We start from the raw sequence: 19,656 nt of genomic DNA, 5'->3' as shown, positions 1-19,656 counted from the left end.
GAAAACTAGGACTGCTTATTCGGGAACCAGCCGGTCACCGCCGGTTCGGTGTTGTGGTAGATGTGCTTGGTCTGCTGGTATTCCTCGAGACCGGTGTGGCCAAGTTCGCGGCCGATGCCGGAGAGCTTGAAGCCGCCCCACTCCGCCTGCGGGATGTACGGGTGGTAGTCGTTGATCCAGATCGTGCCGTGCTGCAGAGCACGGGAAACACGGTTGGCGGTGCCCATATCGGAGGTCCAGACTGCGCCGGCGAGACCGTAGTCGGTGTCGTTGGCAATCTTGATGGCCTCTTCCTCGGTGGAGAAGGTCTCCACGGTGATGACCGGGCCGAAGCCTTCTTCTTGCACAGCCGGGTTGTCGCTGGTGCACTGGTCCAGGACGGTCGGGGAGTAGAAGAAGCCGTCCTTGAGTTCCTCGCCACCCCAGTCGTGGCCACAGCGAAGGCGAGCGCCAGCCTTGATGCCGCGCTCGACGTAGTCGGTGACCTTGTCGCGGTGCTCCTTGGAGATCAGCGGGCCGGTCTCAGCCTTTTCATCAAACGGGCCACCCATGACGATGTCCTTGGCGCGGGCAACCAGGTCGTCGACGAAGCGCTCGGCGATGGATTCCTCGATGACCAGGCGGGTGCCTGCAGAGCAGACCAGGCCGGAGTCCATGAACGCGGCGTTAAGCGCATTGTCCAGCGCTGCGTCGTAATCCGCATCCGCGAAGATGACGTTCGGGTTCTTGCCACCCAGCTCGAGTGCAACCTGCTTGACGCCTTCGGCAGCGGACTTAGCAATGATGCGGCCGGTCTCCAGACCACCGGTGAAGGAAACCAGGTTTACCTCCGGGTGGGAGGAGAGCACGGAGCCGACATTAGCGCCGTCGCCGGTGACCACATTGGCCACGCCCTTGGGCAGACCCAGCTCATCCATCAGTTCCACGATCTTGATGGTGGTGTGCGGGGTGAGCTCAGACGGCTTGATCACAAAGGTGTTGCCAGCAGCAATGGCCGGGGCGATCTTCCACGATGCCTGGAGCAGCGGGAAATTCCACGGGGTGATCATGCCGCAGACACCGATCGGCTCGGTGACAACGCGGTCGATGACGGTGTCATCTCCAGCGTCGATAAGCCGTCCCGGGTTGGAATCTGCGACCTTGCCGAAGTAGCGGAAGCAGTTGGCGATGTCTTCCATATCGCCCTCTGCCTCGACGAGGCGCTTGCCCGTGTCGAGTGCCTCGGCCTTGGCAAATTCGTCCTTGCGGCGGAGCAGCTCGTCACCAACCTTGATCAGGAAGTCACCGCGCTGTGCGGCCGGCGTGTTCCTCCACTCGCCCTTCTCAAAAGCGGCGCGGGCGGCCAGAACTGCGCGCTCCGCATCGCCGGAGGTGCCTTCGGAGACGGTGCCCACGTGGGTGCCATCTGCCGGGCAGAGGATGTCGCGGGTTGCGCCATTTTCTGCTGCGACCCACTGGCCGTCGATGAACAAGGTTTGGGCTTGTGACATTAACTGTCCTTTCGCAAAACGTATTGTCCGCGGTCACGCCAAGGAAGTTCTCGGCCGATCGCGCTTCCCCTCTTTCGAGGGTACCTATCTCTGTGTTTAGTGCTCCGTGTTCTCCGCCACATCGATGTCCGCGCCAGCGTCGTCCCACGTGGTGGGGGCCGGCACAGAGGAATGAGCGATGACCTGGCCGCTGGCATCGTCTGCCATGTCCATGTAGAAGAGGTGGCGGTCGAAGTAGTTGATCACGTCCTGGATGACCTGGTCCTTGTTGTACATGATCACGTTGTGGCCGCGGGTGCCGCGGGCGTTGAAGACCTCGACGCGGTAGAAGTGCTCCTGGCCTTCACGCGCGTTGGTGGCGTAGGTGGGCACCTCGTAGGCGAGCGGGTAGAGCTGGTACTTGAACTCGTCGTGGTCGGTGAACGTCATGGTCAGGTCGATGAACGGCAGGCCGGTGTCTTCGGCGACATCCTCGACGACGTGCACTTCGCGGCCGAGGTGCTTGAGCTCGGCGGCGATTTCGCGCAGGGCGGGGGAGGCGGTGTCGTTCATGAATGCGACAGCATCGGCGCGGGTAGGGAAGTAGACGCGGCGGGCAAGACGGTCCCGCCAGTCGCGGTTGTCTTCACCGGCGCCACTACCTGCCATGGAGCGCGACACGAGTGCGCGGGTGGCGGAATCTTGGGCGCGTTTCTCGGCGCGCAGTACCTTCGCCACCGATGCCATGAGCAGGTACATCACCACCGAGAACGGCAGGCCGATCAGGACGGTGGCGGCTTGGAGGGTGTACACGCCGTCTACAAGCAGCATGGCTAGGGTGAGCGCGCCGATGATGACGGCCCAGAAGATACGCAGCCACGGCGCACCGTCGGAATCGCCGCGGGTGGCGTACGACGTCATATTCGCCATGACGAGTGCGCCGGAGTCGGCGGAGGTGACGTACAGCAGCAGACCGACGAGGACGGACAGGCCGATCAGGAAGGTCGCGCCCGGGTACTGCGATAGCAGGTTGAAGTAGCCGGATTCGGGGATCTCCACGGCCTCGTTCAGGAAAGCCTCGTCGCCCGCCTGGAAGTGCGCCAGCGCGGAGTTGGACAGGATGGAGATGAACAGCAGGATGAATCCCGGCGGGACAATCAGCACGCCGATGATGAATTCACGCAGGGTACGGCCGCGGGAGATGCGGGTGAGGAACAGGCCGACGAACGGCGCCCACGCGATCCACCACGCCCAGAAGAAGATTGTCCAGTCCTGCAGCCACTGGTCCGCCGGGTAATCGGCAGCGCCGCCGGTGTAGCCGAAGGTGGCGAACAGCATATTCGGCAGCTGGCTGAGCGAGTCGCCGGCATTCTGCACGAGCTGCTTGAGCAGGGTGGGCGTGTCGCCCGCGAGCAGGATGTAGGCCAACAGGCCCAGGGCAAGGAAGACGTTGGTCTCGGAGAGACGTCGAATGCCCTTATCGACGCCTGAGACTGCCGACACCGTCGCCATTGCCACCGACACGATGATGAGCGCGATCCAGACAGTCAGGTTGTTCGGGATGCCGAACAGCGCGGTCAGGCCGTAGTTGAGGAAGACAACTCCGATACCCAGCGAGGTACCAATACCGAAGATGGTGCCGATGGTGGCCACGACGTCAACGGTGTCGCCGGCAACCCCCTTGATGCGCTTGCCGAACAGCGGGGCGAGCGCGGAGCGGATGGACAGCGGCAGGTGGTAGCGGTACGCCGCCAGGCCGAGCGCTACGCCCATCAGGGCGTACATGGACCAGCCGGGGATGCCGTAGTGGAAGATGGTCCAGACGGGGGCCATCCGCGCGGCTTCGTCGGAAAGCGCGGCGTTGTCCGGCGGGGTCAGGAAGTTGGCGGCCGGGCCGGAGATGGCGAAGAACATCAAATCCACGCCGATGCCGGCGGCAAAGAGCATCGATGCCCACGTGAAGAGGCTGAATCGCGGCCGCGAGTGGTCGGGGCCCAAACGGATCTCGCCGAATTTACTCAAGGCGACGGTGAGGACGAAGATCACGATGAGCGCGGCGGTGAGGACGTAGTACCAGCCGAACGTGCGGCCGATCCAGTCCATGGAACCGAAGATCACGGTCTCGGCCTGGCCGGGGAAGATCGCGGACCACAGCACGAAGGCGATGATCAGGATGCCGGAGGCGATGAACACGCGCTTGTTCACGCGGGAGTAGCCCTTGGCGTCCAGTTCTTCGTGTGCTTCGTCGTGGAAGCTCTCTACATCTAGTTCTTTGGTTTTTTCAGGTGCGGTCGCGCGCATTCGGGACGCGTTAGGACTCACCGGAACTCCTTCAAAAATTCATGTACGAAAAATGGCATTTTGCTGTGCATGAAAAGCACAAGTCCACCAGCGTAGCCCTTTTCGCCCACCAAACACGAGCTGAGACCCGTAAACTACGTGGCATTCGTCCGCGTTCAACATCGTGCGCAACGCTGTGCGCTGGGACGCTTATCGACGAACCACCTATTCCCGACCATCCCCGAATTAGCCACGAAGGAACAAAATGTCTACACCTTTCAACCCGGATAACAACCCGCTGAACCCAGATGACACCGCCACCGATTCCACTGATTTCAACGCCATTGATGGAACCGCTGAGACAGAGAACCTGGACAAGCTGAACAACCTCAACAGCGCTACTGGGGTTAACGAAACTGCTGAAACCAAGAGCCTCCCTAAGTCCGAGAACATCGATCAGGTTGATTCCACATCCGCGTGGGGCGCGCCGTCTTCCACCTCCACGCCGACCACGGGCACTGGCACCGGCACTTACGGTGCAAGCTCGTACGGCACGACGCAATACCCGCAGCACGGTGCACCGATGGCTGGTTACCCGCCGCAGTATGGCTACCCACAAGGCGCGTACCCAGGCCAGCCGATGGTGGGCGGACAGCCGGTGCAGAAGAAGTCATTCTTCTCCGCCCTGTTTGATTTCTCCTTCCGCGACTTCGTCACCGACGACTTCGCGAAGGTGCTCTACATCATCCACATCGTCACCCAGATCCTGTTCTGGATCGGTGGTTTGTTCTACATCATCATGAGCACGTCATTTGTCTACGGTGTAGGAATTTCCTCCGTCCTTGGTTGGCTGATCTTTGGCACCATCTGGGTGGTACTGAACATCATCATTGGACGCGTGGTCCTGGAGTTCGTCATCTCAGTGATCCGGCTGTACCAGAACTCCGAAAAGCTGGTTGAGCAGGGCGAAAAGGAATAGCGTCCTGGTAGGGGGGGAATTACTAGCGCCAGAGGTCCGAGGCGCTGATACCAAACGAGTACAGTGCCTGGCGCAAAAGCGGCAGGGATAGGCCGATCACGCTGGTTTGATCACCCTCGATCGAATCGATGAACCAGCCGCCAAGGGCCTCAAGAGTGAACGCGCCGGCGCACTCGAGTGGTTCGCCGGAGCGGGCATAAGCCTCAATATCAGCATCGCTGACATCACCGAAGTGGATGCGGGTGGACACGGTGTCCACGACCCACTGGCCATTGAGGCCGATCGCGTGGCCGGTGACCAGCTCAGCGGTTTGGCCACGCTGGGCTTTCCAGCGCGCAATGGTCGCTTCCACGGTGTGCGGTTTGCCTTGGAGCTCCCCGTCGAGCAGGAGCATGGAATCGCAGCCGACGACGATATCGCCCGGGTATTCCGGTGCGACAGCATCAGCCTTGGCACGTGCCAGAGTGGACACGACCTCAGCGGGAGTGGCGCCAGCGAGCGAGGCAATGATCGCATCCTCATCCACATGAGCCGGATGCTGGATGGGATCCACACCAGCATTGGTCAGGATCATCTTCCGTGAAGGTGACTGGGAAGCGAGAACAAGGCGCATTATTTAAAACAGCGTCTGCGAGTTGAAAGCCGAAGGGTTGTACAGCACCGGGCCGTGATCGCGCGGGGTAGGGCGGCCCCAGAGGTTGCGGTGGCCGCCGGAGGTACGGGACTTCGCGGCTTGCTGCAGGTCGGTGAGCACCTGGGTCAGCGCAGCTAGCTCTTCTTCGGTCGGGTTGCCCTTGACCACGGTGAACATCGGCTTGGCGGTGGACTGTGCCTGAGATTGCGGCGAAGACATTGCAGGTGAACCTCCTAACAGGGAATGTGCGGGACTAATTACAACTTTTAGAGCGGAATATTGCCGTGCTTCTTCGGCAGGGCGTAGACCACCTTGCGCTCCAGAAGGCGGAGAGCCTCAAGGATCTGGGTGCGGGTCTGAGACGGCTCGATGACGATGTCCACGAGACCACGCTCGGTGGCTACATACGGCGTCATATTGGCGGCGGCGTATTCATCAGCGTCGACGGAGAGAAGCTCGGCGGCAGTGGTGGCGTCGGCAAGCGCGATTTGCGCAGTCGGCCATGCCAGGACGATGTCGGCGCCGAGGTCCTTCGAACCCATGGTCACGTACGACGGGCCGATCGCGCGGCGGGTGATCACCGTGACCTTGCCAACCTGTGCCTCCGCGTACGCGAATGCGAGGGCAGCGCCATAATTCGCGGAGCCGAGGTGCTCTTCCTCCTCGGACGGGAAGAAGCCAGGGGAGTCGACAAATTCAACGATCGGGATATTGAAGGAATCACACACGCGGATAAAGCGTGCGGCCTTGCGTGCAGCGGCGTGGTCGAGGCAGCCGGCGAGCACGCTCGGCTGGTTCGCCACAATGCCCACAGCACGGCCCGAAATGTGGGCAAAACCGGTGACGATATTGTCCGCGTATCCGCGGCTGAGCTCCATCAGGCCCTTGTCAGTGACACGGTTGATGATCTCGCGGACATCATAAGATTCCGCATTCGAATTCGGGATGAACGTATCCAGATCAGCGGTTTCCGGCTCGGTCGAGCTGTCATTGATCGGGGAGGCCGCGCGGTTATTCTCTGGCAGGAATGCCACCAGCTCACGCACGGTGGACATAGCCTCCAGGTCCGTTGGGGCGGTCAGCTGCGCAATGCCCGTGATCTTCGAATGAACATCGGAGCTGCCCAGCGACTTCGCGGTAGCCACACGACGCGTCACCTTCGTCACAGCGCTCACCGACGTCAGGTGCATCGTCGCATTCTTCACCATCACCGTGATGTCACTGACCGGCACCAGAAGTGCCGCCAAGGATGCGACCTCACCAGCAACAACGGAGATCTGCGGGACAACGCCCGATGCCTCAGTGGCCTTGCGTAGGATCCGCGCCGACATCGCCGCAGTGACCACGCCTTCCTGCAGACGTCCGCCCGTGGAGTCGTGGATGGCAATGACGGGAACACCCGTCTTGATTGCCAAGTCGTAGATCTTCAGGATCTTCTCGGCGTACACCTCACCCATCTGACCGTCGAAGATGGAGGAGTCGTGGGAGTAGACGGTGACCCGTCGGCCGTCGATAAGCCCGTAGCCCGTGACAACACCATCGGTGGCGGGCTTGGTGCGTCCCATGCCGTATTCCTCAACACGGTGACGTGCCAGCGCGTCTGTTTCCACGAAGCTGTCTGTATCCAACAGTGCCTCAACGCGCTGCCGTGCGGTGGAGATCCCTGCCTCGCCCGCGGCACGCGTCGCTTCGCTGCCCATCGGCTCACGCGATTCAGCGAGCCTGTTACGCAGGTCCTCGATCTTTCCGGCGGTCGTGGTCAGGTCGGGCTTCTTGTCGGTCATGGCGCTCCAGTTTACGGGCTCACAGTTACTACATCAGGTTCCAAACCACCTATCGGCCCGCGCGCCGCCAATGTTTCGCATCGCTTATCGACGATTCCGCGTCCACCAGCCCCAATTCCCACGAGGGGGAGCCGAGGGGGAGGGAAGCAGGGTTATTTTTGGCCGAGATCGAACGCCGTGACCCCGGAAAGACTCTTCGGATCCAGGCGCGTGGTGATTCCGATCCGGTTCCACGCGTTGATCGTGACAATCGCCATCAGCAGATTCCGCGCACCCTTTTCGCCGTGGTGGTGCTCAACACGGTCCCAGAGCTCATCCGGCACCGATTCTTCACCGTGGATCTTCGTCACCGCATCCGTCAGCTCGAGCGCTGCCCGCTCCTTATCGGTGAAAGCGTCCGGAGTGTCCGTCCAGTTCTCTACCCGGCTGATCTTCTCCTCCGACCAGCCATCTTTCCTGGCATCCCGGCGGTGCATCGCTAAGCAATAGACGCACTGGTTGATCGCGGAGGCCCGCAGCTGCACAAGGTGCGAGTATTCCTTTTCCACACGTGCCCGCACGTAGGTCTCCATGCCAAGCATGGGCGCGTAGGCGACTTTCGGAATTGGTTTCCGTTGGTTTGTTGTCATACCGCGACCCTACGCGCGCTCCCCGAATCCGTCAGACGGTTTAGTCGTAGGTGCCCAGCATGTATTGGAAGGACGGTTCATCCCACACACGGTTGAACTTGCCCACTTCGCCGTCGACTGCCTCAATCCGCCCGTTTTCCGTGGTGAGCGTGACGGAATAGTGCGCGGTGATGCCATCAGCGGTGTAGCCGGTGCGCTCACCCCAGGAGAACTCAACGGTGTCGCCATCGACATGGATGTCCTCGATAGCGGCGAAGATACGCATCTCGCCGTCCGGTTCACCGTTGATGTAGAACGCCACGCCGTCGGCACGCGCACCCGCAGTCATTGCCGGGCTTTCCGGTGAGCCGGTCTCACCGTGGAAGAGAACCCAGCTGACTTCCGCACACGGGTCGTAGTGGTTTTCAATGTCCGCGATCCAGTAGTTGAAATCACTGCCGGGCTCCATGGTTGGCATACGCCCCGGTGCGGTGCCGTCCGCGTATTGGTCGCGCGGGTCCTTCGGCAGGGAAGCGCATGTGCTGGAGCCCTTGCGCTTTTTCTTTTTCGCGCCCTCGCTGCCGTCCCCGTTGTCATCGCCATCATCCGGGTCGGCATCCTTGGTCACGGTTTCGGTGACCTCTTCATCAGCGGCGGATGCCGAAGGTTGAGCCTGCGTGCTCAGCTCCGGCTCTTCAAGACCGGCGGGGGAGGAGCAGCCAGCAGCAAGCATTGCGATTGCTGCCAGGACTGCAAGAAAAGGACTACGGTGCGCTTTCATAAGCGATCAGCTTACTGGGCACACGCTAGTTTTCCTCCCCATGTCCCAGGACATACTCATTTTCGGGGGTCTCATTCCACATGGCGAGGAATGGTTTTGTATCACCGCTCACCGGTTCAAGTACGCTGCCCCTGGACTCAAGGGTTACTGAGTAGTGGTCAGTGATGCCCTCGACCGTCGCGCCGCCACGCTCACCCCACGAGAATTCCACGGTGCGTTCGTCGAGCTTCTTCACACCTTCTACTGACGTGACGATTTTCATGCCACTGACCGGGATGCCGTCGATATAGAAGGCTGCACCATCCACGATGGACGAGGCCGTACCGCCCTGCTTATTCTCATCACCTAAGGTGCCGCGGAAGACGATCCAGCTAATCGGTGCGCACGGGTCATAGTTGTTTTCCACGTTTTCAATCCAGTACTGCGTGCCCGACGGGTTCGGGCCTGCCTGCGGCATCCGGCCCGGCGCGGAACCGTCCGGGTACTGCTCGCGTGGATCGGTGGGCAGGGCCGCGCAATTTTCATCAGGGGCCCCGCCATTATCGCGGCCGTTCTCAGGTGTCTCTGCGCCATCCTTGCCAGCGGCGTCATCGCCACCAGATGCCTTCTCAGTGACCGTCTCCGTTACCGCATCCGGACTTGATTCCGCACTACTAGCGACCTCACTGGTCGGCGGCGGTTCGGCATCATCTGCAGTGGAGCAGCCGGCAGCCAACGCCGCGATGGTCGCGATGCTCGTGAGTGCTGTTCTACGTAAGTACTTCATAGTGCGAAACTTTAATTGCCATAGATCGTCTGTGAACCCTGAAGTTTCTAATTTCGGCGCTTCAGCGTTCTTGGCGACTAATTAGGGGGCCATGATGGAGAGCGGCTGAGGAGCGTCGTTGTATGGGTTTCGTAGCTTTCGGGGCTCTAAATGTAGGAGTGCAAGTTACATCTGGAAAATGAGCGTTTGAGGTTTATAATCCTGTTTAATTTAATAGTGGGCACAATCAAGGAAAATTGTTTTGGCACTCTCGGCGGATCTCGTTATGTGGCTCATGGCCCAAGGGCATAGGCAAACAGATATTGCGAAGGAATACGGCGTCTCGCGACAATACGTACACAAGCTTGCGAAAAATGGGGGCTATGTGCCCCCGATCACCACGATCACGGAAAATCTTCCTTGGGAAGTCGATAGCGCATGCTTTCGTAACACTATCTATATCTCACTGAGGGCGTACGGGCATATTAATTTGGGTGGCCCGGAATCACTTGAGAAAGATACTGCCCGGAGGGCAGAAACCCTAATTAGAAGGCTCAAAATCTTTAATCAAGTAATTGATTACGATCCGGAATATCCACCCGTTCCAGGGTTGAGTAACGTTAATGGGTTTGCTTACCTGCCTCGGACTGAAACAGACGAGGATTACGTCATAAAGATTCGACCAGGGGTCAAAATCACTCCGCTTGGGGAAAAGCTTTGGCGAATGCCACAAGAATGAGAAGGGATTTAATCGAGCAAGCCAAGCTGTCAACAGGTACCCCTCGTTGTCTAGAGGATGAGTAGGGAAGTTTTAGTTACTCGCAGCTTTTGCGTTCCTTGAATTCCCTTACAACCCCCACTCCTCGAAGGCCAGTTCGCAATCCGTTACCCCCTTGTCACGGATTGAAACCCTGCTGTCACACTCGAAGCTTTTATCGTTGAAAATTCCCGTCACGTTAGCTCTTGCGCTATTAATTGCAGGTCGGAGTGTTTTTGGCCAAGGGCCGAACTATGGCCCTATGTCCGAAAAGATAGAAAAGTGCCCCGCACACGCATAAAGTCTTTCTAATCCGGTGCTCTCTCACGAAAGGCTACTCATGTCCACTGCCTCCGGTACGCCAACTCCTAACACGCCTGAAAGCGATGCCGACGAACTGCCGGAGTTGCACAGCGAGGAGCATCTCGAGCAGGCCCGCGACGAATTCGAGCTCGACCACCTTTCGGACGCGGACAGGGAGTACATCGAGACCCAAGCGGAGACCGATGAGGTTCCCGACGGCACGGTGATGTCCTGGGCGCTGACGCTATTCGGTACCGCTGTCGGTGCCGGCATCTTGTTCCTCCCGCTCGACGCCGGTTCCTTCGGTTTCTGGCCCCTCGTCGCCGCGACCTTGTTCATCGGTCCTTTGGTGTTTTTCTCCCACCGCACTTACGCCCGCATTGTGTCGGGCTCACCGATGCCCGGCATGGACGTCCTGCAGATCATCACCGCGCTTACCGGGCGCAAGCGGGGGTTTGCCACGGCGTTGGTGTATTGGTTGGCTGTCTTTCCCACTGTGTTGATCTACGGCGTGTCCATCACCAACACGATCGACAGCTTCATTACCAACCAGTTCGGTGGCCCGGAGCTAAGTCGTTGGGTGCTGGCGCCGATCTGCGTGGGTATTCTCACCGGTGCATTTGCGTTCGGGCAAAAGGCAACCCTGGCGATGGCCAACTTCCTCGTCTACCCGCTCATCATCGCCTTAGCGGGTGCGTCGCTGTTCCTTATTCCACGTTGGGATGTGCAGAGCTTCATCTCCTACGAGTCCGATACCCCGATCTGGCAGTCACTTCTCCTGCTGCTGCCTGTCCTGGTCTTCTCCTTCAGTCACATGGCTGCTCTGTCGCAGTTCGTCCTAGACGTGCAAAAGAAGCATGACGACGACGTCGCTAAAACCGAGAAAGACGTGACCAAGATCGAGCTCATCGCCGCGACTGCGCTGGTTCTGTTCACCATGTTCTTCGTCTGGTCGTGTGCGTTCGCCCTCGGCGCGGAGGGCCTTGCTGCCGCGGCGGAGCAGAACATCCCCGTGCTGTCCTACCTGGCTAACGAGACAGGCACGCCGCTGATGGCCTGGTTGAGTCCCATCGTGGCCATCTGCGCGATCGCCTCGTCCTACTTCGGCCACATGATGGGTACCGAGGAGGGCACGACGTACCTGCTGCGCGTCGCCGCACCGAATTTCGCGCAGCGCGTCAGCGAGAACGCCCTGCGCTGGGTGATCAATATCTTCGTCTTCGTCACCGGCACCCTCGTTGCGGTGTTTAACCCGTCCATCATGACGCTGATCTCCGTCGTCGGTGGCGTCTTCGTTGCGTTCTTGGTCTACATCGTCCCGTCGCTGCTCTTCCGCAAAGCCACCGCGTACAAGCACTACGCCAACCGCCCCGACACCATCTTCGTTGGCGTGATGGGCATCGTGATTGTCGGTGTGGCTATTTGGAATATGGTGCGTTAACGCCCGAGTCAGCGGGAAACCTCCTCAGACAGTTACAACCCCCACTCCTCGAAGGCCGCCCGAACTACAGGGGGGCTGCCGAATTCGGTCTTCAGCGCACCTAGTTCTGCTTCCCAATCGATGCGGACATCTTCTGAGCCAGCGGCTTTTTCCACCGTCTTGCGCAGCCTGACAATCCGCTCCATGATTCGGGCAAGCGATGCACGCTGCACTGCCACCGATCCTCGCACAACTGATCGTGAGAGTTGCTGGCGGATATGCACGAAGATCACGCCCATTGCCCACACCGGGTCGTATTTCATACCGACGGCCGACGCGAAATCCGCCGCCATCCTTGCACTGGGACCACCGGTGGTGATGACATCAAAGCCGATGTCGAAACGCTCAAACCACGTTGCAGCCAGCAGTGTGTAATCCGGATCCGTAGCCACGTCCTCCACCGACTGGAGCGCGAACACCGCCTCGGCGAAGTCCACGCCGGGCGCACGGATGAAGTCGAGGAAGTACTCCAGCGACGGGGCCGCGAAGAACCAGTAGCGGTGATACATCCGCATTCCGTCATCACCGAAGTATTTCGCTGCTGCTTCATAAAGCACCTCGGGGGAGAGCACAGTCGGATCGTTCGCGGACAGCGCATCCGTGACCAGCTTCTCCGCGCCTACATCCATCCCGTTGCGCTGATAGAAGCTCAGCAACGCGTCGTAATTTCCGTACCGCTCACACAAACGCTTCAGCTCGTGCATGTTGTTTCGGAGCAACGCCACATCGATCTCCAGTGGCAGCAGCTTCTTCGGATGCAATGGCCGGTATTTGTGCGCTTCTTTGATCAGTCGGTCCAGACCCTCACTGCCCAGCAGATCCGCATATTCGTCCACCTTCGTGGGCAGGTACCCGCCTGGCGCGAAATAGGTGTTTAGCAACCAGTCGATCACTCGATCCGCATCCAACTTCAACCAATGCGCGATAGCCACGTGGTGCAAATAGAGCTCCTCCAGCGCCTGCACCACCGACCCGACCGGCAGCGCAATCAGCTGTGCCCGCTCACTGGCCTCAAACATCAGCGTTTCCAACGCCACCAGCAGCTGCATCTCGCGCCCATCAGACGCATGACTGCGGATCACATTGCCGGTGTAGCGCAGCTGGCTTGCGGCGGCGTCCACGTCAGCGTCCATAAACGCGTTCTCAAACAGCACCCGCGTGTGCTCGATTGCCTCCTGCACAGCCACCAGCCCCTCTGGCTGAACTGATGAATACGGCATCACCAGCTTGGTCACCGCTGGCTCCACCATCGGCTTCTTCTCCCGCAACGTGTTGATCACCGTGATCAGCTCCCGCTTCCGCATGATCCCCAGCGTGCTATCCACCACGTCCCGCACAGTCACGTCTGCATCAGCGGGCGCATCGTCTTCGTCCAGCTCTTCCACCTTCCGTGCCTGACGCACCCACTCCGGGTCCCGCATCATCCGCCGCGCCACCGCCACCGCATGCTTGCACCACTCCCGCGGCACCGGGCACGTACACCACACATTCAGCCGATCCGCCACCGTGGCACCGTCATCAATCACCAGCTCAAACCGCACCACCCACACATCCGTGCCCACAACCTGCGCGCTAAACGACGCCCCCGCGTCCACCAATGCCGTCATCTCCCCATCCGCGATCTCATCCGCCCGCATAAAACTCTTCAGATCCGACCGCGCCGCCACGCCCGCCTCACCCAGCGCCCGGACAAACTCCACCACGTTCTTGCTCATACCTTGAGCCTACGAAGACGGCGGGACATAGAGGTGGGGATTGTTCGAGTGGGTGTTCGTGAGGAATCTAGTGGGATAACGCATTTCGCTTATCGACGACAATCCCAAAAAACTGTTCTCTAACCACATGGCTCGTGATGGCATATCTATAGTCTGGTTAAGGTTCACCGCGTGGGAGGAAACATGAAACTCAAGGGGAAGGCTGTAGTCAGGTCGTTTCCGTACAGCGTCGACCATCTTGAGCATTTCCTGGTGGAGGTGGCACAGGAAGACGAAGAAACTCGGCGTCTTCTCCTTAAATACCCGACCGTTTACGTCATCTATCAAGAAGCTGATGGTGCGTATCAGGTCTATGTCGGCGAAACGAACGATATTGCACAGAGAACAAAGACCCACCTAGAAGTCGATCCCGACAAAATCGATCTGGAAAGCAGTGCATTCGATGATGCTTTGCTTCCAGTAGAAGAGCCTGAAATTGTCACACTGAAACCGTCAAAGTGGAATTCATTCCGCGATAACGACTCGACGATCATCGTTATTGGGCACTCTTTATTCAATAAATCGTTGACCTTGGATATTGAGGATCGGTTGATGCTGTATCTGTCCTCTGTTGAAGGGGTAAAAGGGGCAGACTCAATCACTTTGACTAATGCTCGTCGCAATATTCAGACTGACTACTTCACGCGCGACTACGTTGACGTCACTTTCAACTCAATTTGGCGCAAACTTCGACAGCATGACCCTGTCCTGTTTCCTCTCGAGCGACTTATTCGGGAATCGGCACTCTTCAAGGCATCTCCGTTTCATCAGCTCAACGAACAGCAGGTGGGAGCAAAAGTTCAGATCCTCAAAGCAGTTGACCGTGCATTGACTCCGGATGAGTTTCACCGAGATCGCGAAGAGTCGGATCTGATCCTCGTTAAAGGCGGAGCGGGTACTGGCAAGACAGTGCTACTCAGCAGTGTTTTCTATGACCTCATTCAAGCGCGTGCTGCCGAAACTGAAATCGGAGGAAACAAGAGTTTCAATGCTTGTCTGTTGGTGAACCACGATGAGCAGGTGACCGTCTACCAGCAAATCGCGGAGAAGCTCGGTCTGCATGACGATAAGCATCCAAGTGTCATGAAGCCGACACGGTTCATCAATGAGCATCAAGCCGCTGGCACCAAGGCAGATGTGGTGTTCATTGACGAAGCGCATCTGCTTTGGACCCAAGGAAAACAGTCTTACCGAGGTGACAATCAGTTCCGGGACATTCTTGAACTGGCTGATGTGGTCGTTGCGGTATTTGACCCGCTTCAAGTGTTGGCTGGTAACCAATTCTGGACAGACGAGCAGCTAAGGGAACTGGAAGTTCGCGCAGGGCAAGAAAATGTCATCAACCTCAGCCAACAGATGCGCATCGACTCAGATGGTCCAGCCGAGGACTGGATTCGCACGGTCATCGACCAAGGGCTGATCACCCGAATTCCTACGAATGATCGCTACCGCATTGATGTTTTCGACACCCCCGAGGATCTTCACTCCGTTATCCGAGCGAAATCGGTGCACGGTGAAGCTTCCGAGGTTGAGAAGGGGCTCAGCCGGCTGATCGCTACATACGATTGGAAGTTCTCGTCTGGAAAGACACGCCCGACTGATAGCGAAACCTGGGACGTCACCATCGGTGATTTCCGTCTTCCCTGGAATAACCAAATGCCGATCTCGAGAGCAGAGAAGAAGCTTTCGTGGGCCGAGCGAGACTCAACGGTTGATGAAGTGGGCTCGATCTTCACTGTTCAAGGCTTTGACCTGAACTATGCCGGAGTCATTCTTGGACCATCAGTGAAGTATCGCGATGGTCGAATTGTCTTCGACAAGAGTGAGAGCCGAAATCCGAACGTGACGAGCAAACGCTCCATGGAGATTGACGGTGAAAAGAAGAAGCTCGACGTCAGTGAGGAACTCCTGCGCAATCAGCTAAACGTGCTTCTAACTCGAGGGGTGCGTGGCATGGGAATCTATGCCGTTGATGACGCACTGAGGGAAGAGCTTAAGAAAGCTGCACAACGAGCAGACTGAAGACAGCTAAAAAGGGTCAAGCAAGAATTAACTGCTCGGGAAAAGCCCAGGAACTCCGCACTGCGGAGTCCCTGGGCTTTTGATGCTTGTTGGTTACGGCAGCTCCACCTCACATTGCTCAAGAATGGTCTTAGGCAGGCGGAAGCGGGCGGTCATGCGAGGGTCGACGATCTGGCTGATCTGGGTATCGCCGGTCAGCGAGAGCAGCATGAGGGCATCGGTTGCGTCGAGAGGGGATTCGTCGACAAGCCAATCGCGCATCATGCGGGTGGATTCCTTGACGGCGTCGGTGAGGCCGATCTCGGAGGAGATTGTGTAGACCGCATCGCCGGAGTCGAGGAAAGGCAGGGGCAGTGGGCGGCCGTCGAGGACGGTGACGCGGATCTTTACTTCAGCTTCGATTTCAGCGCCGCATACGGCGACTTCGCCGTCGCCCATGACGGCGTGGACGTCGCCAAGGCTGAGGTTTGCGCCGTCGACTTCGACTGGGAGGTAGAGCGTGGAGCCGGCGACGATTTCTTTGGTGTCCATATTGCCGCCGTGCTGGCGGGGCTCGCCGGTGGCGACGGATTCGGTGGCGGGGGAGGTGCCGATGACGCCGATCATGGGGCGGAGCTCAATGGCGATGTCGTCGGAGAAGTGAGCCTTGCCGTCGCGGATGGGGATGATACGGGTGCGCTCCTCAACCGTGCCGGGCAGTGCGCCGAAGTCCGGGTGGGTGGTCATGGTGGCGTGATCGCCGATCTCAATGCTGAGGATCTCAACCTTGAGAGTGTCGCCCGGCTTAGCACCGTTGATGGCGATGGGGCCGGTGGCCGGGTTCACCTTGTCCCAGCCGACGGTGCTGAACAGCTGCGATTCATCGGTGATGGTGTTGGAGAAGCAATCCATGGTGTGGACTGTGACTTCGGCGCCGCTTTCAATGTGCAGCTGTGGCTCTGCATCGGGAGACATAGCCAAAACACACGTGTGGGAATCGATGGAATGCATTGGTTGCCCTCTCTTGTAGAAAAGAACGACTAAGACTTGTCTCGACCCTAGCCGGAAAAGTAGTGGTTAGCGGGGGTTCTGGAGTGCGCGCATGGCTTTGTGTGCCTTTGGTTAAGGTCTCGGGAGCTATATGGAATCCATACACTGTGGCTCATGCGCTACATGGACTATGACGAGGTAATGGCAACGCTTTCGCCATCAGCAGCAGTTGATGCACTGCGCGAGGAGCTGAAAGGCGGGTTTGAACCTGCCAACGACCAGGAGCGTCAAAAGGTGGCGCTTCCGCATGGTGAAATGCAACTGCTGCCAGCGGCAACTGAAGCTGCCGTTGGCGTGAAGGTCCTCGGCATCCAGCCTGTTGGTTCCGATGTGGATGTTCCGTTCGTGCAGGGCTCCTACCTGCTCATGGGCGGTAAGACGCTCACACCGGAGGCGGTCATTGATGCTGCTGCTCTGACTGAGCTGCGTACTCCGGCTGTGTCCGTGGCGTGTGTGGTGGATCTGCTGCGTGACTCGTCGGAGTCGTTGAATGTAGTGATTTTTGGCACCGGCGTTCAGGGAGTCGGTCACGCGAAGACCATCGCGGATGTGTGTGATGGTGTGCGCGAGGTGACGCTCACGTTCATCTCACGTAATCAGCCGAGTGACTTCCCGTATGAGTGGGTTGAGTCGGGAACGTCAGCGGCGGATGAAGCAGTGTCGAAGGCGGATGTCGTGGTCACTGCGACGTCTTCGCAGGAGCCGATACTTGATGCAGAGCACCTTCGTGATGATGTAATCGTTCTTGCCGTCGGTTCACACACGACGGATGCGCGCGAACTTTTTGAAGATGTGTTCGCCGATGCGCAGGTGGTTGTTGAAGATCCTGGTGCAGCGGAGCGTGAAGCAGGGGATGTGTGCATCGCCATTGAAAAGGGAGTGGTGACCTGGGATTCACTAATCCCGATGGTCGATGTTGCTCGCGGTGTCGTCGAGCTTGATCCGAGTCGTCGTGTTGTGGTGAAGACAGTCGGGATGCCGTGGCAGGACCTGGCTGTTGCACGGGCACTAACGCAGCAGTAGGCACTTGCTACAGATGAATCACTTCCACCCCGGACCACTTGTCAGCGAGGTATTCCGCGGCGATGAGGCGGTGGCAGGTGGAGGGATCGGCCTCGGAGCACAGTAGGACGGCGTGGTCGAAGGTGTCCTTGGTGGGCATGTCGCGGTCGTCGAATTGGGAGCGGAGCTTGCGTGCGAACTCGTCGAAAGGCAAGCCTTCTTTGCGGTAGGCATGCATGAGGTCCTCGCTGGGGGCGAGGGCTAGGACGTGCTCGTAATCGATGTCGGCGATGGTTTTGAGGAACCAGGCGAGATCATCTTTCTTTGTGAAGCCGGCGAGCTGGTTCGTGTTGTGCCGCCGGATATCCACGACTCGCTTCACGCCGTTGTCGCGCAGAATGTCGAAGAATTCTTCCGCGCTCTTCTGCGAATACCCGATTGTGAAAAGCTTCATGTCCGACATGGTGCCCAGTGTAGAGCGGGCTAGTCCATCTGCAGGACTGTGCGAAGGTCCGCGAATGGGCCGGGGCAGACTTCGTGTGTGACGGTTTTTCCGTTTCGGATCTTGCGAAGCAATCCGGCATCAGTCAGCTTCTTCAAGTGGTGAGAGACGGTGGGCTGACTCAAGCCGGACTGTGCGGCGAGTTCAGAAACGCTGATGGGTCCGCACCCGTCCTCGGCGAGCTGGGACAGGAGACGGAGGCGAGCCGGGTCCGCGAGCACCTTGAAAAGCTGCGCGTAATGGTCAGCTTCTTCGATACTGAGCAGGCCCGCGCTGAGGGAGCAGCACGTAGGTGGTTCTGCGACAGCTGAGGTGTTAGGGGAAGCCATGGTTCTCACTTTCTCATATTGACAGTGATCAATAGGAGTTTTAGATTTCATATCGACGTTTGTCGATATGAAAGGTTTCTGATGTCCGAGTCAGCAATAGCTCAAGAACCTGCCCGCATGTCATTCCTCGATCGCTTCCTACCAGTTTGGATCATCCTCGCGATGGCCCTGGGGTTGGGGCTGGGCAATTGGTTCCCAGGCTTGAGCGGCGGATTGCAGAGCATGGAGGTCGGTGGAATCTCGCTGCCGATCGCGCTGGGCTTGCTGGTGATGATGTACCCGCCGCTGGCAAAGGTCCGCTATGACAAGACCAAGGAGATCGCTACTGATAAGCGGTTGATGGCAGTGTCGATCTTGCTTAACTGGGTCGTGGGGCCGGCATTCATGTTCGCTCTTGCCTGGATCTTCCTGGCGGATGAACCGGAGCTCCGCACGGGCTTGATCATTGTCGGTTTGGCCCGGTGCATCGCCATGGTGCTGGTCTGGTCGGATCTGTCGTGTGCTGACAGGGAAGCGACCGCTGTTCTGGTGGCCATCAACTCGGTGTTCCAAGTGCTCATGTTTGGTGTGCTGGGCTGGTTCTATTTGCAGATTCTGCCGTCGTGGCTCGGCCTTTCAACGACGTCGGTGAATTTCTCATTTTGGGCGATTGTGTCATCGGTGCTGGTCTTCCTTGGTATCCCGTTGTTAGCTGGTGTCTTGTCGCGAATCATTGGTGAGAAAGCTCGTGGGCGCGAGTGGTACGAGGAGAAATTCCTTCCAGTGATCTCCCCGCTCGCATTGGTGGGGTTGCTGTACACGATCGTGCTGCTGTTCTCCCTGCAGGGCGAACAGATCATTTCTCGCCCGTGGACGGTTGCTCGGGTAGCGGTCCCGCTGCTGATCTACTTCGTGGTGATGTTCTTGGTTGGGCTGTTCGTGTCTAAGTCTTCGGGCATGGGGTACGCACAATCCGCATCGGTCGCGTTCACGGCAGCAGGTAATAATTTTGAGCTGGCTATCGCTGTTGCGATTGGTACCTTCGGTGCTACTTCCGCAGAAGCATTGGCAGGCACCATCGGGCCACTGATCGAAATTCCGGTGCTTGTGGGGTTGGTCTACCTGATGCGGTGGATCGGCCCGAAACTGTTTGCTGGCGACCCAACTTTGCCTGAGCAGCAATCGATGAATGCCGGAGTATCCGCATAGGAGGAGATGA

The 19,656-nt window shown here is 58.6% G+C and carries 18 protein-coding genes; 6 read left to right on the top strand and 12 right to left on the bottom strand.

Features of this window, described 5'->3' with window-relative positions:
* Positions 1–5 precede the first annotated feature (5 nt).
* Complete coding sequence (locus Q0X21_RS01030; RefSeq protein ID WP_297849839.1) at positions 6–1,490, bottom strand: aldehyde dehydrogenase family protein; 1,485 nt, start codon at positions 1,488–1,490, stop codon at positions 6–8.
* Positions 1,491–1,586: 96 nt separating this feature from the next.
* Entirely contained in the window at positions 1,587–3,791 is a 2,205-nt protein-coding gene (betT, locus tag Q0X21_RS01025) for a choline BCCT transporter BetT (protein WP_297849838.1), read from the bottom strand.
* Positions 3,792–4,014: 223 nt separating this feature from the next.
* On the opposite strand from betT, the gene Q0X21_RS01020 reads away from it, so the two are divergent.
* Positions 4,015–4,728: a DUF4282 domain-containing protein gene (locus Q0X21_RS01020; RefSeq protein WP_297849837.1), complete on the top strand. Its 714-nt coding sequence runs from the start codon at positions 4,015–4,017 to the stop codon at positions 4,726–4,728.
* A gap of 22 nt (positions 4,729–4,750) precedes the next feature.
* Here the strand turns inward: Q0X21_RS01020 and Q0X21_RS01015 are convergent, their stop codons facing one another.
* From Q0X21_RS01015 to Q0X21_RS00990, 6 genes are all read right to left on the bottom strand, one after another.
* The gene (locus Q0X21_RS01015) at positions 4,751–5,341 is read right to left on the bottom strand and encodes a nucleoside triphosphate pyrophosphatase (protein ID WP_297849836.1); all 591 of its coding nucleotides are present in this window, start codon (positions 5,339–5,341) and stop codon (positions 4,751–4,753) included.
* Between the two features lie 3 nt (positions 5,342–5,344).
* On the bottom strand, positions 5,345–5,581 hold the full coding sequence (locus tag Q0X21_RS01010; RefSeq protein ID WP_297849835.1) for an acyl-CoA carboxylase subunit epsilon: 237 nt from the start codon (positions 5,579–5,581) through the stop codon (positions 5,345–5,347).
* Between the two features lie 47 nt (positions 5,582–5,628).
* Positions 5,629–7,146, bottom strand: coding sequence for an acyl-CoA carboxylase subunit beta (locus tag Q0X21_RS01005; protein ID WP_297849834.1), 1,518 nt, complete (start codon positions 7,144–7,146; stop codon positions 5,629–5,631).
* A 152-nt stretch (positions 7,147–7,298) separates the two neighbouring features.
* Positions 7,299–7,775 (bottom strand): carboxymuconolactone decarboxylase family protein, encoded by a 477-nt coding sequence (locus Q0X21_RS01000; RefSeq protein WP_297849833.1) that lies wholly within the window; start codon positions 7,773–7,775, stop codon positions 7,299–7,301.
* Positions 7,776–7,815: 40 nt separating this feature from the next.
* Positions 7,816–8,535: a hypothetical protein gene (locus Q0X21_RS00995; protein WP_297849832.1), complete on the bottom strand. Its 720-nt coding sequence runs from the start codon at positions 8,533–8,535 to the stop codon at positions 7,816–7,818.
* 25 nt (positions 8,536–8,560) lie between these two features.
* On the bottom strand, positions 8,561–9,301 hold the full coding sequence (locus tag Q0X21_RS00990; protein ID WP_297849831.1) for a hypothetical protein: 741 nt from the start codon (positions 9,299–9,301) through the stop codon (positions 8,561–8,563).
* 241 nt (positions 9,302–9,542) lie between these two features.
* Here Q0X21_RS00990 and Q0X21_RS00985 point away from each other — a divergent pair, with 241 nt between their 5' ends.
* Positions 9,543–10,019: a helix-turn-helix domain-containing protein gene (locus Q0X21_RS00985; RefSeq protein ID WP_297849830.1), complete on the top strand. Its 477-nt coding sequence runs from the start codon at positions 9,543–9,545 to the stop codon at positions 10,017–10,019.
* Positions 10,020–10,377: 358 nt separating this feature from the next.
* Complete coding sequence (locus Q0X21_RS00980; RefSeq protein WP_297849829.1) at positions 10,378–11,781, top strand: aromatic amino acid transport family protein; 1,404 nt, start codon at positions 10,378–10,380, stop codon at positions 11,779–11,781.
* A gap of 32 nt (positions 11,782–11,813) precedes the next feature.
* Here Q0X21_RS00980 and Q0X21_RS00975 read toward each other — a convergent pair whose 3' ends face one another.
* Entirely contained in the window at positions 11,814–13,535 is a 1,722-nt protein-coding gene (locus tag Q0X21_RS00975; RefSeq protein ID WP_297849828.1) for an SWIM zinc finger domain-containing protein, read from the bottom strand.
* Positions 13,536–13,706: 171 nt separating this feature from the next.
* Between Q0X21_RS00975 and Q0X21_RS00970 the strand changes: the two genes are divergently transcribed.
* Entirely contained in the window at positions 13,707–15,596 is a 1,890-nt protein-coding gene (locus Q0X21_RS00970) for a DUF2075 domain-containing protein (protein ID WP_297849827.1), read from the top strand.
* Positions 15,597–15,689: 93 nt separating this feature from the next.
* On the opposite strand, the gene Q0X21_RS00965 is transcribed toward Q0X21_RS00970, so the two are convergent.
* Positions 15,690–16,586, bottom strand: coding sequence for an acetamidase/formamidase family protein (locus tag Q0X21_RS00965; protein ID WP_297849826.1), 897 nt, complete (start codon positions 16,584–16,586; stop codon positions 15,690–15,692).
* A gap of 153 nt (positions 16,587–16,739) precedes the next feature.
* On the opposite strand from Q0X21_RS00965, the gene Q0X21_RS00960 reads away from it, so the two are divergent.
* A complete protein-coding gene (locus Q0X21_RS00960; protein ID WP_297849825.1) occupies positions 16,740–17,648 on the top strand; it encodes an ornithine cyclodeaminase family protein in 909 nt (302 codons plus the stop codon).
* A gap of 7 nt (positions 17,649–17,655) precedes the next feature.
* Here the strand turns inward: Q0X21_RS00960 and Q0X21_RS00955 are convergent, their stop codons facing one another.
* Both Q0X21_RS00955 and Q0X21_RS00950 read right to left on the bottom strand, forming a co-directional pair.
* Positions 17,656–18,090 (bottom strand): DUF488 family protein, encoded by a 435-nt coding sequence (locus tag Q0X21_RS00955; protein WP_297849824.1) that lies wholly within the window; start codon positions 18,088–18,090, stop codon positions 17,656–17,658.
* A gap of 20 nt (positions 18,091–18,110) precedes the next feature.
* Positions 18,111–18,458 (bottom strand): helix-turn-helix transcriptional regulator, encoded by a 348-nt coding sequence (locus Q0X21_RS00950; protein WP_297849823.1) that lies wholly within the window; start codon positions 18,456–18,458, stop codon positions 18,111–18,113.
* A gap of 81 nt (positions 18,459–18,539) precedes the next feature.
* On the opposite strand from Q0X21_RS00950, the gene arsB reads away from it, so the two are divergent.
* Positions 18,540–19,646 carry an ACR3 family arsenite efflux transporter gene (gene arsB, locus Q0X21_RS00945; RefSeq protein ID WP_297849822.1) on the top strand — a complete coding sequence of 369 codons (1,107 nt, stop codon included), beginning with the start codon at positions 18,540–18,542 and terminating at the stop codon, positions 19,644–19,646.
* Positions 19,647–19,656 lie beyond the last annotated feature (10 nt).

The organism is uncultured Corynebacterium sp., from assembly GCF_947253065.1.
Taxonomy (GTDB): domain Bacteria; phylum Actinomycetota; class Actinomycetes; order Mycobacteriales; family Mycobacteriaceae; genus Corynebacterium.
This window is presented reverse-complemented; position numbering and strand designations above follow the sequence as displayed.

What these genes read in the sequence shown, in the direction of transcription:
- Q0X21_RS01030 (WP_297849839.1), bottom strand. Translation starts at nt 1,490, where the DNA reads ATGTCACAAGCCCAAACCTTGTTCATCGACGGCCAGTGGGTCGCAGCA.
- Q0X21_RS01020 (WP_297849837.1), top strand. Translation starts at nt 4,015, where the DNA reads ATGTCTACACCTTTCAACCCGGATAACAACCCGCTGAACCCAGATGAC.
- Q0X21_RS01015 (WP_297849836.1), bottom strand. Translation starts at nt 5,341, where the DNA reads ATGCGCCTTGTTCTCGCTTCCCAGTCACCTTCACGGAAGATGATCCTG.
- Q0X21_RS01010 (WP_297849835.1), bottom strand. Translation starts at nt 5,581, where the DNA reads ATGTCTTCGCCGCAATCTCAGGCACAGTCCACCGCCAAGCCGATGTTC.
- Q0X21_RS01005 (WP_297849834.1), bottom strand. Translation starts at nt 7,146, where the DNA reads ATGACCGACAAGAAGCCCGACCTGACCACGACCGCCGGAAAGATCGAG.
- Q0X21_RS01000 (WP_297849833.1), bottom strand. Translation starts at nt 7,775, where the DNA reads ATGACAACAAACCAACGGAAACCAATTCCGAAAGTCGCCTACGCGCCC.
- Q0X21_RS00995 (WP_297849832.1), bottom strand. Translation starts at nt 8,535, where the DNA reads ATGAAAGCGCACCGTAGTCCTTTTCTTGCAGTCCTGGCAGCAATCGCA.
- Q0X21_RS00990 (WP_297849831.1), bottom strand. Translation starts at nt 9,301, where the DNA reads ATGAAGTACTTACGTAGAACAGCACTCACGAGCATCGCGACCATCGCG.
- Q0X21_RS00980 (WP_297849829.1), top strand. Translation starts at nt 10,378, where the DNA reads ATGTCCACTGCCTCCGGTACGCCAACTCCTAACACGCCTGAAAGCGAT.
- Q0X21_RS00975 (WP_297849828.1), bottom strand. Translation starts at nt 13,535, where the DNA reads ATGAGCAAGAACGTGGTGGAGTTTGTCCGGGCGCTGGGTGAGGCGGGC.
- Q0X21_RS00965 (WP_297849826.1), bottom strand. Translation starts at nt 16,586, where the DNA reads ATGCATTCCATCGATTCCCACACGTGTGTTTTGGCTATGTCTCCCGAT.
- Q0X21_RS00960 (WP_297849825.1), top strand. Translation starts at nt 16,740, where the DNA reads ATGCGCTACATGGACTATGACGAGGTAATGGCAACGCTTTCGCCATCA.
- Q0X21_RS00955 (WP_297849824.1), bottom strand. Translation starts at nt 18,090, where the DNA reads ATGTCGGACATGAAGCTTTTCACAATCGGGTATTCGCAGAAGAGCGCG.
- Q0X21_RS00950 (WP_297849823.1), bottom strand. Translation starts at nt 18,458, where the DNA reads ATGGCTTCCCCTAACACCTCAGCTGTCGCAGAACCACCTACGTGCTGC.
- arsB (WP_297849822.1), top strand. Translation starts at nt 18,540, where the DNA reads ATGTCCGAGTCAGCAATAGCTCAAGAACCTGCCCGCATGTCATTCCTC.